This window comes from Embleya sp. NPDC127516, from assembly GCF_044765325.1.
GTDB lineage: Bacteria > Actinomycetota > Actinomycetes > Streptomycetales > Streptomycetaceae > Embleya.
Genome location: NZ_JBIWJT010000003.1, coordinates 550,698 through 565,274, shown reverse-complemented (window position 1 = coordinate 565,274; position 14,577 = coordinate 550,698). Strand labels below are relative to the sequence as shown.

12 protein-coding genes are annotated in these 14,577 nt (G+C 72.7%); 1 reads left to right on the top strand and 11 read right to left on the bottom strand.

Translation table 11 applies throughout. The features are described from left to right. Positions 1–15: 15 nt before the first annotated feature. The 5 genes from rplS to rpsP form a co-directional block, all read right to left on the bottom strand. The gene (rplS, locus tag ACIRL2_RS07715; protein ID WP_395872682.1) at positions 16–375 is read right to left on the bottom strand and encodes a 50S ribosomal protein L19; all 360 of its coding nucleotides are present in this window, start codon (positions 373–375) and stop codon (positions 16–18) included. A 153-nt stretch (positions 376–528) separates the two neighbouring features. Further along, positions 529–1,347, bottom strand: a complete 819-nt coding sequence (gene trmD, locus ACIRL2_RS07710) for a tRNA (guanosine(37)-N1)-methyltransferase TrmD (RefSeq protein ID WP_395872680.1) — start codon at positions 1,345–1,347, stop codon at positions 529–531. Further along, positions 1,344–2,051: a ribosome maturation factor RimM gene (gene rimM / locus ACIRL2_RS07705; RefSeq protein ID WP_402230800.1), complete on the bottom strand. Its 708-nt coding sequence runs from the start codon at positions 2,049–2,051 to the stop codon at positions 1,344–1,346. Before rimM ends, trmD begins: the two co-directional genes overlap by 4 nt. A 150-nt stretch (positions 2,052–2,201) precedes the next feature. After that, entirely contained in the window at positions 2,202–2,441 is a 240-nt protein-coding gene (locus ACIRL2_RS07700; RefSeq protein ID WP_020553237.1) for an RNA-binding protein, read from the bottom strand. Positions 2,442–2,443: 2 nt separating this feature from the next. Continuing rightward, entirely contained in the window at positions 2,444–2,911 is a 468-nt protein-coding gene (rpsP, locus tag ACIRL2_RS07695; protein WP_360310613.1) for a 30S ribosomal protein S16, read from the bottom strand. 264 nt (positions 2,912–3,175) lie between these two features. On the opposite strand from rpsP, the gene ACIRL2_RS07690 reads away from it, so the two are divergent. Next, positions 3,176–4,882 carry a proline--tRNA ligase gene (locus ACIRL2_RS07690; RefSeq protein WP_395872676.1) on the top strand — a complete coding sequence of 569 codons (1,707 nt, stop codon included), beginning with the start codon at positions 3,176–3,178 and terminating at the stop codon, positions 4,880–4,882. An 84-nt stretch (positions 4,883–4,966) separates the two neighbouring features. On the opposite strand, the gene ACIRL2_RS07685 is transcribed toward ACIRL2_RS07690, so the two are convergent. The 6 genes from ACIRL2_RS07685 to ACIRL2_RS07660 form a co-directional block, all read right to left on the bottom strand. After that, positions 4,967–5,503 (bottom strand): hypothetical protein, encoded by a 537-nt coding sequence (locus tag ACIRL2_RS07685; protein WP_395872674.1) that lies wholly within the window; start codon positions 5,501–5,503, stop codon positions 4,967–4,969. Positions 5,504–5,588: 85 nt separating this feature from the next. Beyond that, the gene (locus tag ACIRL2_RS07680; protein WP_402230798.1) at positions 5,589–7,988 is read right to left on the bottom strand and encodes a substrate-binding domain-containing protein; all 2,400 of its coding nucleotides are present in this window, start codon (positions 7,986–7,988) and stop codon (positions 5,589–5,591) included. Positions 7,989–8,093: 105 nt separating this feature from the next. After that, positions 8,094–9,812: an alkyl sulfatase dimerization domain-containing protein gene (locus ACIRL2_RS07675; RefSeq protein ID WP_395872670.1), complete on the bottom strand. Its 1,719-nt coding sequence runs from the start codon at positions 9,810–9,812 to the stop codon at positions 8,094–8,096. 26 nt (positions 9,813–9,838) lie between these two features. After that, positions 9,839–10,402: a GNAT family N-acetyltransferase gene (locus ACIRL2_RS07670; RefSeq protein WP_395872668.1), complete on the bottom strand. Its 564-nt coding sequence runs from the start codon at positions 10,400–10,402 to the stop codon at positions 9,839–9,841. An 80-nt stretch (positions 10,403–10,482) separates the two neighbouring features. Further along, the gene (gene ffh / locus ACIRL2_RS07665; RefSeq protein WP_395872666.1) at positions 10,483–12,048 is read right to left on the bottom strand and encodes a signal recognition particle protein; all 1,566 of its coding nucleotides are present in this window, start codon (positions 12,046–12,048) and stop codon (positions 10,483–10,485) included. Positions 12,049–12,182: 134 nt separating this feature from the next. Continuing rightward, positions 12,183–14,513 (bottom strand): [protein-PII] uridylyltransferase, encoded by a 2,331-nt coding sequence (locus tag ACIRL2_RS07660; protein ID WP_402230795.1) that lies wholly within the window; start codon positions 14,511–14,513, stop codon positions 12,183–12,185. Positions 14,514–14,577: the final 64 nt, after the last annotated feature.

The window sequence follows — 14,577 nt, the reverse complement described above, 5'->3', positions numbered from 1 at the left end:
GGTGGAACGTACGGGTCAGCGGCTCGGACGGTCCGTGCGCTTCTCCTTGATCTTCGCGGCCTTGCCGCGCAGGTCGCGCATGTAGTACAGCTTCGCGCGACGGACCGCGCCGCGGGTGACCAGCTCGATCTTCTCGATCACCGGGGTGTGCACCGGGAAGGTGCGCTCCACGCCGACGCCGTAGCTGACCTTGCGGACCGTGAAGGTCTCGCGGATGCCGTCACCCTGGCGACGCAGCACGAAGCCCTGGAAGACCTGGACGCGGGACTTGTTGCCTTCGATGACTCGCACGTGCACCTTGAGGGTGTCACCGGGACGGAAGTCCGGGACGTCGTCCCGCAGGGATGCGGCATCGATGTGGTCGAGCTTGTTCATCTCGCGTCGCTTTCTCGTGGGTGCCACAGGTCACCCACGGGTTTCGTGGTCACAGGTGTGGGGTCGCCGCTCCCGAGTGGCGCTCCCCCTGTGGCAGGGGTGCCGTCCGGCTCCCGGGGAACCCGGTCCGGATCGGGACATGGCAACAGCGTCTCAGTCTGCCACAGGTGCCTCGGCCGGCTGAAACCGGCCGTCCCGCTCGACCCAGCCGAGCTCGGCGAGGGTGGCCCGGTCCTTCTTGTCCACCGCTCCCGGATCGATCCTGGCGATCAGGTCGGGCCGGTGTGCGGCGGTCCGGCGCAGCGCCTCGTCCCGCCGCCACCGGGCGATCGCGCCGTGGTTCCCGGACACCGTGATCGGCGGCACCTCGCGACCGCGCCACTGCGCGGGCTTGGTGTACACCGGCCCCTCGAGCAGGTTGGCCATCGCGCCGGGCGCGAACGAGTCGTCCCGGTGCGACTCGGCGTTGCCGAGCACGCCGGGCAGCAGTCGGGCCACCGCCTCGACCATGACCAGCACGGCGACCTCGCCGCCGGCGAGCACGTAGTCGCCGATGGACACCTCGTCCACCCGCATCCGGGTGGCCGCCTCGTCCAACACCCGCCGGTCGATGCCCTCGTACCGGGCGGGCGCGAACAACAGCCAGGGCTCGTCGGCCAATTCGACCGCGAGGTCCTGGGTGAACGGGCGCCCGGACGGGGTCGGCACGATCATCCGCGGCACGGCGGCGGCCTCGCCGCGGCCCTGCTCCAGCACCGCGTCCAGCGCGAGCCCCCACGGCTCGGGCTTCATAACCATGCCGGGGCCGCCGCCGTACGGGCTGTCGTCGACGGTCTTGTGCACGTCGAACGTCCAGTCCCGCAACTGGTGCAGGTGTACGTCGATGAGCCCCTTGGCGCACGCCTTGCCGACCAGGGAGACGTCCAGCGGCGCGAGGTACTCGGGGAAGATCGTGACGACGTCGATCCTCACGAGGGGTCCTGCCCCGACTCCGACGCGGCCCCCGGCTCCGGCTTCGGGCCGGGCGCCGGCTTCGCCGCGGCCCGGGCCGCCTTCGCCTCGGCCCGCTCGGCGGCCGTGAGTTTCCTCGGCTTGCTCTTCCTCGGCTTGCGCTCGCCCGGCTCGGCCTCGCCCGCCTCCGGGTCCGGCACCGCGAGCACCGCGTTCTCCGCGTCCAGCAGACCCGGCGGCGGGGTGATCACCGCGCGCTGGTTCTCCAGGTCGATCTCCGGGACGATCTGGTGCACGAACGGGATCATCACCTCGCGCCCGTCCGAGCGGCGGACCATGAGCAGGTCCTGCGACGGCAGGTGCACGACCTCGGTCAGCTCGCCCACCGCCTCGCCGTCGGCGGTGAACACGTCGAGTCCGACGAGCTGGTGGTCGTAGTACTCCTCGGGATCCTCGGGGAGTTCCTCGGGGTCGACCTCGGCGATCAGCAGGGTGTTGCGCAGCGCCTCGGCGTCGCTGCGGGTGGTCACGCCCTCGATGGTGAGCAGCAGCCGGCCGCTGTGCACCCGGCCGTCGGCGATGGTCAGCGGGCCGACCGAGGGAGGGTCCGTCATCAGCACCGCACCCGGCGCGAGCCGCAGTTCCGGCTCGTCGGTACGGACCTCGACGGTCACCTGGCCCTTGATGCCGTGTGCCTTGCCGATACGGCCGACCACAAGCTGCACCTGCGACTCCTCAATCTCTGCCCGATGGGACCGATGGGACCTCATGCCCGGGGCAGGAGGGGAAAACGCCGGGAAGGCGGAAATGCCAAGAAGCCGCCCGGCGGAGGATTCCGCCGGGCAGCTCCCGGTTGGACGTGATGTCCGGGTACGTCAGCGAACCTGGTCGACGTCGACGAGGTCGACGCGGACTCCTCGGCCGCCGAGCGCGGTCACGACGGTGCGCAGCGCACGCGCGGTGCGACCACCTCGACCGATGACCTTCCCGAGGTCTTCGGGATGTACCCGAACCTCGAGAATGCGGCCGCGGCGAAGATTACGCGCCCGTACCTTGACCTCGTCCGGATGCTCGACGATGCCCTTGACCAAATGTTCGAGGGCTTCCTCGAGCATGGTCAGCCCTCGTCAGCGGCGGTCTCGGCGGCGGCTTCGCCCTCGGCGGCCGGAGTCTCGGTCTCGGCGGCAGCCTCGACCTTCTTCTCCTTCTTGGCCTTCGGCGTGGTGGCGCCGTCCTTGGGCTCGTCCATCGCCTCACGGGCGGCGGCCTCGAAGAGCGACTTCTTGTCGGCCTTCTCCGCGGCGACGAGCAGCGGGGCCGGGGCCGGCAGACCCTTGTGCTTCTGCCAGTCGCCGGTGAGCTTGAGGATGTGCGCGACCGGCTCGGTCGGCTGCGCGCCGACACCCAGCCAGTAGAGCGCCCGCTCGGAGTCGACCTCGATGCGCGAGGGGTTCTCCATCGGGTGGTAGATACCGATCTCCTCGATCGCCCGACCGTCACGCTTGGTGCGGGCGTCGGCGACGACGATGCGGTAGTGGGGCGAACGGATCTTGCCCAGGCGCTTCAGCTTGATCTTGACTGCCACGAGAGTGGTGTCTCCTGCATCTTGACGTGGGTGAACAGCCGGCATTCACGTGGGGACATGAGGCTCGGCTGATCGTGGACACGGTAAGCATGCGGAGAGAGGGTCCGGCAATGCCCCGGGTACTCAGCTCGCCATTCTGCCAGACATCCCGGCCCCGACCAAAGCCGGGCACCGATTCAACCGGCCGAGGGCCGCGCGGCTTTTAGAATGCAAGCCGCATCGCCCTTCTCCCTCTTCTTCTAGTCGTTAGGTCGCCACGGTCTCATGCGTTGGTCCGAACTGTACGTACCCACCCTCCGCCAGGACCCCGCCGACGCCGACGCGGTCAGCCACCGTCTGCTCGTGCGCGCGGGGTACATCCGCCAGCTCATGGCCGGCCACTACTCGCTGCTGCCGCTCGCGGTGCGGGTGCGGGCGAAGGTGATCACGATCATCCGCGAGGAGATGAGCCGGATCGGCTCGCAGGAGATGGTCCTGCCGACCATGCACCCGGCCGAGATCTGGCAGAAGAGCGGGCGCTGGGAGGTCATGGGCGACGAGATGTTCCGGCTCAAGGACCGCAAGGGCTCGGACCTGGCGCTGGGCATGACGCACGAGGAGATCTTCACCACCCTCGCGCACGAGCTCAGCTCCTACCGCGACCTGCCGCAGACCTGGTACCAGTTCCAGACCAAGTTCCGCGACGAGCCGCGACCCAAGAGCGGGCTGATCCGGGTGCGCGAGTTCACCATGAAGGACTCGTACAGCTTCGACCTGGACGCCGAGGGGCTGGACCGCTCGTTCGAGGCGCACCGGCAGGCGTACGTGCGGATCTTCCAGCGGCTGGGCATCCCGGCGATCGCGGTGCAGGCGTCCAGCGGCACCATGGGCGGCAGCGGCTCGACCGAGTTCATGTGCCCGTCGACGGCCGGCGAGGACCTCGTCGTGCACTGTCCGAACTGCGACTACGCGGCCAACGTCGAGAAGGCGACCTCGCGGCTCGCGGAGATCGAGGACGGTGCCGGGCTCGACGTGCCGGAGCGGTTCGACACCCCCGGCATCAAGACCATCGAGAACCTGACCAAGGCGCACGGCGTGCCGGCCGACCGGCAGATCAAGACGCTGGTCTACATGGTCGGCGGGCGGCTGACCCTGGCCCTGTTGCGCGGCGACCACGCGCTGGTCGAGCAGAAGCTGATCGACACCACCGGCTCCACCGACGTGCGCCCGGCCACCGCGGACGAGATCAAGGCCGCGCTCGGCGCGTACCCGGGCAGCCTGGGCGGGGTCGGCGTGAGCGACCTGCCGATCCTGGCCGACGAGGCGCTGCGCGGTCGTCGGGACATGGTGACCGGCGCCAACGTCGACAAGGTGCACGTGCGCGGCGTGGACGTCGAGCGGGACATCGCCGTGGGCACCTGGGCCGACCTGCGCGAGGTGGTGGCCGGCGAGCCGTGCCCCGCGTGCGGCACCGGCCTGGAGGTCGAGCAGACCGTCGAGATCGGCCACATCTTCAAGCTCGGCTACAAGTACACCGAGGCGCTGGGCGTGAACGTGCTGGGCGCGGACGGCGAGCGGGTCACCCCGATCATGGGCAGCTACGGCATCGGCGTCGAGCGGGCGATGGCCGCGGTCGTGGAGACGCACCACGACAAGAACGGCATCGTCTGGCCGGTCGCGGTGGCACCGTTCGAGGTCGCGGTCGCGCTCCTCGACGTGGACGACGAGAAGTCGCGCGTCACCGCCGAGGAGATCTACACCGAGTTGGTCCGGCAGCGGGTGGACACGATCCTGGACGACCGCGCCGAGCGTCCCGGGGTGAAGTTCAAGGACATCGAGCTGGTCGGTATCCCGTTCCGGGTCACCGTCGGCGCGCGCAGCCTGGCCGAGGGCAACGTGGAGATCGTCTCGCGCGCGAGCGGTGAGAAGGCGCTGGTCCCGGTCGCCGAGGCGGTCGAGTACGTCCGCAAGCTGGTCCTCGACGCGAGCTGACCCCGTTCCCGATCGTGCGAGCGCCCCCGCCGGGTCGACCGGCGGGGGCGCTCGCGCATGCGGGTGCCGCCTCGCGCGCGGATCTCATCGCGGTGCCGGGATGCCCCTGCCGACCGCGTGGGTCGGCCTCTCGTCGATCGGGATGGCCCAGCGGGCGATCTCCTCGACGTGCACCGTGTTGGTGCCGAACGTGCCCGGGGTGAGCGCGTAGGTGAGTTCGCCGATGTCCACCGCGCCGGCCACCGACACCGGACCGCCCGGGCAGGTGCCGGTGACCGCGAAGCTGGTCGGGCTCGCGGGGGCGTCCAGGACGTGCCCGGACCACATCGCGGTGCCCTCGTCGTCGATCTCCACGGCGTCCTCCACGACCTCGACGATCACGTCGGGGAACAGCCGCAGGGTGATCTGTCGAGGTGCCGGGGCGGTCACCCGACACAGGAAGTCGAAGTCCTTCGGCGACACGGCCATCGGCCCCTCGCGCAACACCCACGGTCGGGCCGGGTCCGGCCCGACCGCCGACTCGCCGAGCAGCGTCGCCCCGGCCGGCCACGCGCCGCTCGGCAACGCGATCGCGCAGAAACCCGCCATCAGGGCACCGAGCAACCGTCGAGAAGTAGTCATGCACCGATCAACGACCGACCCCGGCCGTCGTTATCGTCCGGCGCGGGCGGCCGTGCTCGTCGTTCCGCCGACCGCGCCGCGCGCCTCAGCCGATCCCGAGGCGGGCGCACTCCGCCGCGAGTTCGGCCGTGCACACCTCGCGCGGATCCACCGTGCCGGCCAGTAGGGGCAACATCTCCTTGAGGTTGGCCCGGGTCAGCGCGACCGGCGCGAGGGCCACCGTCGGCACCTGGGTCGTGCCGTTGTCGCGGGTGGCGTCCACGCGCGACAACGCTTCGCCCCGGCCCAGCGTGATCGCCATCTCGGCGGCGGCCTCGGCCTCCGGCCCGCCGGGCTTGAGCACCGAGACGGTCTGGGTGCCCGCGATGATCCGGCGCAGCGTGGCCGGGTCCGGATCCTGTCCGGTCAGCGGCACGGGTGCGGCGACGCCGGCGGCGGTCAGGCCGCGGAGCACGCCCGCGGCCATCGTGTCGTCCACCGCGTAGACCCCGATCACCTGGGTCGGCCCGCCGAGCGCGGTCAGCGCGTCCGCGATCACCTGCTGGGCCCGGTTCCCGCCGGGGTCCTCGAGGTCGTACTCGCGCCCGATCGTCACCTCGCCGTCGAGTACGGCGTGTGCGCCACGCTTGATCTCGCTCCCGGCCCGGTCCCCCGCGCGACCGTTGAGCATCACGATCGAGCCGCGTCGCGGTCCGCCCGCCGCGCGCACCGCGTCGAGCAGCGCCTGCGCCTGGAGTCTGCCCACCTCCCGGAAGTCGAACGAGACGTGCCCGGCCACGGGACCCGCGGCCAGCTTGTCGAAGGCGACCACCGGAATGTCGTGTTCCCGGGCCCTGGTCACCGCCGACGCCGTGTCCTTGGGGTCCACCGGGCCCAGCACCAGCACCCGGACACCGGCCGAGATCATCGCGTCGATCTGCGCGCGCTGCACGTCCGGCCGCCGGCGGGCGTGCTCGAACCGCACCGAGCAGCGGGGGCACAGTTGCCGGATTCGCGCCTCGAACGCCGGTCGCACGCTCGCCTCGGCCCGATCGTCGGGCAGCAGCAGGCCGATCCGGAAGGCGGTGGGCGGGTTCGCGGTGCTCTGCGCGCCGCCGCCGAACCCGCGCCACACCAGCAGCCCGGCCGTCAACGCGACCGCGACGGCCACCGCGACCGCCACCGCGTAGCGCGGGCGGGTCGGTGGCAGTCGATGGCTTCCGCCCCGTGCCGCACCGAGCGCACGCGGAGCGCGCGGGGCGGCCGGCCCGGCCACGCCCGGCACCTCGCCCACCGCCTCGCCGAGCGCCTCGTTCGTCGCGTCCCGCGGCACCGCGTCCCGAGCCGGCTCGGCGCCGAGTCGGCTCGGCCCGAAGCCGACCGAGTCGCCGGTGTCCTCGACCGCCGGGCCGACGAGCCCCGCGCCCGCCGGGTCCGCGGTCGCCTCGGCCGCCGGGCCGGCCGTCTCCCGGCCCACCGAGTCGGCGAAGTCCTCGGCGGGCGGCGGATCCGGTGTGCCCTCGGCGTCCAGCGCGCGCCCCGCGATCCGCAGCAGCGCGTGCGCGAGCGGCGCCGGCAACCAGCCGCCCGGCAGGTCCTCGTCGGTCTCGGTCGGCACCAGCGCGCGGGCCCGGGCCGGCGTCGGTCGGCGGTTCGGATCCTTGTCCAGGCAGGCTTGCAACAGCGGCAGGAACGCCTCCGGGGCGTCCTCCAGATCCGGATCGCGGCCGGTCAGGTTGGCCAACAGGACCGGCCAGGGCCCGGATCCGAACGGCAGTCGTCCGGTGGCCGCGTAGGCGAGCACCGCCCCGTAGGAGAAGACGTCGCTGGCCGGCCCGACATCGGCCCGCTCGAACTGCTCCGGCGACATGAACCCGAGCGTGCCGAGTGTGTGCCCGGTGCGGGTCAGCGCGGTCGCCCCGTCCAGCAGCGCGATGCCGAAGTCGATCACGATCGGGCCGTCGACCGCGAGCAGCACGTTGGCCGGCTTCAGGTCCCGGTGCACCAGGCCCACCGCGTGCATCGCGACCAGCGCGTCGGCCAGACCGCGGGCCACCGCGGCGAGCGTGTGCGCGGGCAGCGGGCCGAACGTGCCGACCGCCTCGCCGAGCGCCATCCCGGGGATGTACGCGGTGGCCAGCCACGGCACCTCGGCGTACGCGTCGGCGGCCACGACCGGTGCGGTGAACGCGCCCCGCACCCGGCCCGCGGCCTCCACCTCGCGGGCGAATCGCTGCCGGAACGCGTCCTCGTCGTCCAGGAGTTCGACCCGCACCCGCTTGACCGCCACGGTCCGCCCGGCGGGCCCCCGGCCGAGGTACACCTGTCCCATGCCGCCGCTCCCGAGCCGGCCGAGCAGTCGAAACGGTCCCACCCGACGCGGATCGTCGGTGCGTAATGCGTCCACTGGGGTTCCCCCGTCATCGACTCCGGCCGCCGATCCCACCCGACGGCCGCGGGCACGATCCCACGCACGCCACACCCCGCGTGCACGGCTGCACCCCATCGTTGCCGAACCCGACCCCGCCACGCAGGCACACCGCACGGATGAGGGCGCCCGCGTACTCGACGCGCATCGCGCGTACACCCGCGCGCCGAGAATCGGCCGGGTTCAGCGCAGCGTGAGCTCGGTGGGCTTCTTCGGTTGGGCCGGGTCGAAGAGGTCGAGCAGGGCGGCCGCCCGCTCGGGCGTGCCGGTGGTGGTCGTGGCGTCCCCGCCGGCCAGCGCGCCGCGCAGGTCGGTGCGACCCAGGTGCAGGGACTCCACGGTCTCGCGCGGGAGTTCGAGGACCACGTCGGCGTCCGCCGGGATCTCGCGCAGGAAGCGGGCGACGCCCCGGTGGATGTGCAGCGCGACCGCCTCCTCGCCGTGCACGCCGCCGCGGACCCGCCAGCCCAGCACGGCGTCCACCTCCAGCGCCTCCTCGGCCCGCAGCCGGGTCGTGTACAACTCGATCAGCCACGCCGCCGGGATCCGGGCGACCAGGTCCCGGGGCGCGAAGATCGCCGCGAAGTTGATCAGCGGCAGGATCGGCTGGATCCGGTCCTCCAGTTCGTCCGCGCTGGTCAGGTACCAGTTCCGCCAGTTGACGTTGAGCTGCGCGTAGCCCAGCCGGCGAAACGCGGCGGCCTTGACCGAGCGCGCGTCCGCGTCCTCGCGGTCGATCCGGGTCAGGTGCGTGGCCAACTCGGCCGCCCACTGGTACTCGCCCGCCGTGTACGCCTGCCCCGCCGCCGCCAGCACCCGCTCCCGGCCGCCCATCAACTCGACCGTCCGGCGCGCGTATTCCGCCCGGGGCAGCGGATCCAGGTCCACCGGGTCGCCGCCGAACCAGCCCAGATAGCCGAAGAAGATCTGCCGCACGGTGTGCTTGACCGTGCCGTAGTACTCCCGCGCGTACGGCGCGTACGAGGCCAGGTGCTCGGGCAGTTCGACGGTCTCGGCCAACTCGTCCGGGGTCAGCCCCTCGTTCATCCGGCGCACGGTCTGGTCGTGGATGTACTGGATGCAGTCCCGCTCCACGCCCAGCACCTCGGCGACCTTCGCCGCGCCGGACACCGGCTGCCCGTGGCTGGGGATCAGGTGCGCGGCCCGGTGGGCGCGCAGCGCGTCGATGCTGCGCACCCACTGCATCGGGTCGCGGTAGCGGCAACCGCGCAGGGTGTGGATGTTCGGCAGGGTCGGCCCCTGGATGGTGTCTCCGCACAGCAGGACGTCGCTGTCCGGGAGGTACACGCTGATCGCGTCGTCGGTCTCGCCGGGGTTGTGGAACAACCGCAGCCGCACGCCCGCGACCTCGGTCTCCAACTCGTCTCCCACCAGCACCGTGGGCATCACGAACGACGGTGTGCCGACCCCCGCGTGCGGGCCGACGGCGTCGTTGACGCCCTCGGTGTCCGAGGGGCCGAGCAGATTGCCCAGCGAGTACACCGAGCGCAGGCCCATGATGTGCAGCGCGGGTCCGGACTGGTCGGTCAGCGCGGCCAGGAAGGTCCGGTGCGCGTACACGTCCACGTCCGGCGTCGCGGCCCAGTGGCTCAGCCCGTTGACGTGATCGGGGTGGTGGTGGGTGACCACCACGGCCCTGACCGGAGCCCGCGGATCGTCCAGGTGCGGGCGTACCTCCGCCTCGATCACCGCGGCCAGGTCCGCGCCGCTGCCGGTGTCGACCACCACCAGGCCGTCGGGGCCCTCGATCACCGTCGCGTTGGCCGAGGACCAGCCCACGGCGACGTGCACATGCTCGGCCACGGTGTACACGCGCTTGGCGAAGTGCGCGGTGTGGGCGGCGAGTTCGGGATGAACGGCAGGCTCGACCTCGTACGTCATGGCCGGGCAGCCTGCCACGTCCGGCCCTACGAGGGAAGAATGGTCTTCTCCGCCCCGGGCCATTCCTCCGCGGTCAGCGCGAACCGTTCGTGGTCGCGCCACGCGTCGTTGAGAAAGAGCATGCGCGGCGTGAAGCCCTCGTAGCGAAAGCCCATCCGCCGCGCCAGCGCGATCGAATTCTCGTTCCCCGGCTGCACGTTGATCTCCAACCGGTGCAGCCCGAAGCCGTCCGCGGCGAACACCCGATCGATCACCAGGGCGAGCGCCTCGGTCATCCGCCCGGTGCCCGCGTACGGCGTGTAGGCGTCGTAGCCGAGCGAGGCGTTGCAAAACCGCGAGCGCACGATATTCGACACGTTGATCCGGCCGGCGAGCGCCCGGTCGGCGATGTCCACCGCGAGGAAGGTGCGGAAGGTGTCGCTCTGCCGGCGGATCAGGTCCGGCAGGTCGTCCGGGTCGGACGGGTTCCAGCGTGCGATGTGCTCGGAGCGGCGGATCGCCTCGGCGGACGCCGCCGCGTCCGACACCCGCGGCGCCCGGATGCCCACCCGGCAGCCGGGCACGGTGTACAACTCCGGCGTCCCGACCATCCACATCCCCTTCTCGTCCTCGCCGACCGTTTCCCCGGAGGGCACCCCCGGGGCACGGTCGGCCCGCGTCGCCTCCGAGCCTACTTCTGGCCCGGAGGAAGGAAGTTCTTGAACTCCTCGGGCAGTTCGAAGTCGGCCGCGCCGCCCGCGCCGCCGGCCGGCAGACCGAACGGGTTCGCCGCGCGCTCCTCGCGCCGGGCCGCCTCGGCCGCCGCCTCCTGCTTGCGCTTCATCGGGTTGCCCGACTGGCGCTTGCCCTTGGCCTGCTTGGGCGCCTTGCCCTTCTTCTTGCCGGCGCCCCCGCCCATGCCCGGCATCCCGGGCATGCCCGGCATGCCGCCGCCCTTGGCCATCTGGCCCATCATCTTGCGGGCCTCGACGAACCGCTCGATCAGGTTGTTGACCGCGTTGACCTCGGTACCGGCACCCTTGGCGATCCGGGCCCGGCGCGAGCCGTTGAGGATCTTCACGTCGGCCCGCTCGGCCGGCGTCATCGACTTGATGATCGCCGCGACCCGGTCCAGGTCGCGGTCGTCGATGTTGTCGATCTGGTCCTTCATCGCGCCCATGCCGGGCAGCATGCCGAGCAGCTTGGAGATCGAGCCGAGCTTCTTGACCTGCTCCATCTGCTGGAGGAAGTCCTCCAGCGTGAAGTTGTTGCCGCCGCCGTGCAGCTTCTCGGCGGCCTTGAGCGCGAGGTCCTGGTCGTACTTGGCCTCGGCCATCTCGATCAGGCTGAGCATGTCGCCCATGCCCAGGATGCGCGAGGCCATCCGGTCCGGGTGGAAGGCGTCGAACTCGTCGAGCTTCTCGCCGCTGGAGGCGAACATGATCTGCCGGCCGGTCACCGACGCGACCGACAGGGCCGCGCCACCGCGCGCGTCGCCGTCGAGCTTGGAGAGCACCACGCCGTCGAAGCCGACGCCGTCGAGGAAGGCCTGCGCGGTGACCACCGCGTCCTGGCCGATCATCGCGTCGACGACGAACAGGATCTCGTCCGGCTTGACCGCGTCCCGGATGTCCGCGGCCTGCCGCATCATCTCGGCGTCGATACCCAGGCGACCGGCGGTGTCGACCACGACCACGTCGTACTGCTTGGTCTTGGCGAACTCGATCGAGTCGCGGGCGACCTCGACCGGGTCGCCGACGCCGTTGCCGGGCTCGGGCGCGTAGACCGCGACACCGGCCCGCTGGGCGACCACGGAGAGCTGGTTGACCGCGTTCGGGCGCTGCAGGTCGCAGGCCACCAGGAGCGGCTGGTGCTTCTGCTCCTTGAGCCACTTGCCGAGCTTGCCCGCCAGGGTGGTCTTGCCTGCGCCCTGGAGGCCGGCGAGCATGATCACCGTGGGGCCGGTCTTGGCGAAGCGCAGTCGCCGGGTCTCGCCGCCGAGGATCCCGACGAGCTCCTCGTTGACGATCTTGACGATCTGCTGGGCCGGGTTGAGCGCACCCGACACCTCGGCGCCCCGGGCGCGCTCCTTGACGCGTCCGATGAACTCGCGGACCACCGGGAGGGCCACGTCGGCCTCGAGGAGGGCGACGCGGATCTCGCGCGCGGTGGCGTCGATGTCGGCTTCGGAGAGCCGCCCCTTGCCGCGAAGGTTCTTGAAGGTCGCTGCGAGGCGGTCGGAGAGAGTGTCGAACACGTCGGCAGAGGTCCTTCGTCAGATACGGGTGGTGTCGGGCCCAGCCTAACCGCCCGCCGAGCGGTCGTGGCGGGGGCACGCGCCCCGGCTTGGCCCGCCGGCCCCGGATGCGGCGCCCCGCGCCGCCTCGCCGCTCACCCGGCCAACGCCTTCTCCAACGTCCTGGCCAGGCTTCGGGCCTCGCCGGCGGCCAGCGGCCGGCCGTTCGGGGCGACCACGTAGAAGGCGTCCACGGCTTCCGCGCCGTGGGTGCCCACCCGGGCCTGACGCACACTCACCCGGGCGTCGGCGAGCGCCTTGCCGATCCGGTGCAGCAGTCCGGGGCTGTCGTGCGCGCGCACCTCCAGGACGGTCGCGCTCTCGGACGCGTCCGCGATCACCTCCACCCGGGCGGGCGCCCGGGTGGTGCCGCGCCGAGGCGGGTACGCCGCCTCGCGCTTGGCCAGCCGGGCGGCCACGTCCAAGCCGCCGGCCAGGGCCTTGCGCACGTCCTCGCGCAGCGCGGCCGGGTCGGGCAGCCGGCCGAACTCGGTCTCCACCGTCCACACCGTGATGCCCAGCTCGTCGACCACGTCGATCGCGGCCGAGCGCACGGTGAGCCGGTGCAGGGCCAGCACGCCGGCGGCGAGCGCCATCAGGCCGACCCGGTCGGCCGCCGCGATGGTCACCTCCGCGCCGAAGGGCAGCGGTTCCAGGCGAACCACCGGGAGTTCGCCCGGTACATCGGCGGTGACGCTCCGCTCGGGCACCGCCGGGGCCGGTCGGCCGGCGAACACCGCCCTGGTCCGGGCGACGAGGTCCCGGACCAGGGCGTCCCGCCACTCGCTCCACGCGGCGGGTCCGGTGGCGGCGGCGTCGGCCTCGGTGAGCGCGTGGAGCAGTTCGAGGGTTTCCACGCCGCCCACCGCCTCGGCGAACGCCGCCACCGTGGTCGGATCGTCCAGGTCGCGCCGGGTCGCGGTGTCCACCAGCAGCAGGTGGTGGCGCACCAGGGTGCCCAGTACGTCCACGTCGTCCTTGGCGAAGCCCATCCGCGCGGCCGCCTCCCGCGCGATCACCTCGCCGCTCACGCTGTGGTCGCCCGGCCAGCCCTTGCCGATGTCGTGCAGCAGCGCGGCCACCAGCAGCAGGTCGGGCCGGGCCACCCGCCGGGTGTGCGCGGCGGCCTCGACCGCGGTCTCGATCAGGTGCCGGTCGACGGTGAAGCGGTGCACCGCGTTGCGCTGCGGGCGACAGCGCACCCGTTCCCAGTCCGGCAGCAATCGGGTGATCAGCCGCTTGGACTCCAGCGCCTCCCAGACCGGCAACACGTCGCGCCCGGCGCCGAGCAGCGCCACGAACGCCTCACGCGCGGCGGGCGGCCACGGATCGGCCAGCGGCGGGCACTCCAGCTCCAGCCGGTCCACGGTGTGCCGGGACAGCGGCAGGCCGGCCTGCGCGGCGGCCGCGGCGGCGCGCAGCAGCAGCACCGGGTCCCGGGCCGGCTGCGCGGCCTGGGCCAGCACCGCCTCGCCGGCGTACTCGACCACGCCCTCGGCCAGTGGCGTACGCGCGGACACCCCGGCCCGGGCCCGGCGCAACCGACGCACCCCCGAGCCGGCCTCGCGCGCCGCAAGCACCCGGGAGACCTCGCGCCAGGTCACGTCGCCCGCGTAGGTCAGCGCCCGCGCCGCCTCGGAGACCCGGCGCAGCAGGGTGTCCGCGTCCAGCAGCCCCAGCCGCCGGGCGACCGCGTCCTGCTCCTGGAGCAGCAGCCGGTCCGAGCCGCGTCCGGTGACCAGGTGCAGCGCGTCCCGCACGTCCAGGAGCGTGGCCCGCGCGGTGTCCACCTCCTCGTGCGGCGCGTCCGCGATCCACGAGGCCGAGATCGCCCGCAGCGCGGTGGCGTCGCGCAGGCCGCCCCGGGCCTCCTTGAGGTCGGGTTCGAGCAGGAAGGCGACCTCGCCGTGCCGCTCCGCGCGTTCTCGGCAGGCCGCGAGCAGTTCGGGCAGCCGCTTGACCGCGGCCGCGCGCCACGCGGTGAACATCGAGGTGCGCAGCGCGGCGGTCAGGTCGGCGTCGCCCGCGATGTGCCGGATGTCGAGCAGGCCGGTCTGCACCCGCAGGTCCTCGGCGGCGGCCCGGCGGGCCTCGTCGGGGGTGCGCACCGAGTGGTCCAGCGCGATGCCGGCGTCCCACACCGGGTACCAGATCGCGTCGGCGAGTTCGCCGACCCCGCGCCGGCCCTCGTGCAGCAGCACCACGTCCAGGTCGCTGCCGGGGGACAACTCGCGCCGGCCGTAGCCGCCGACCGCGACCAGCGAGACGCCCTGTGCGGGCGCGCCCGCGCCGGTGAACAGCTCGGTCAGCCAGCGATCCGACAGCGCGCCCAGCGCCTGTCGGCGGGCCGCCCCGGTGGGGCCGGCGGGATCGGCCAGGAGGTCGTCCCTGGCCCGGGTGTAGCGCGAAGTGGGGGTCGGTTGCATGGGGCCTGCTCCCTCGTTCACACGCGCCGGCCGAAGTGTGCCGCGACGTGGGTCGGGGCAAGGT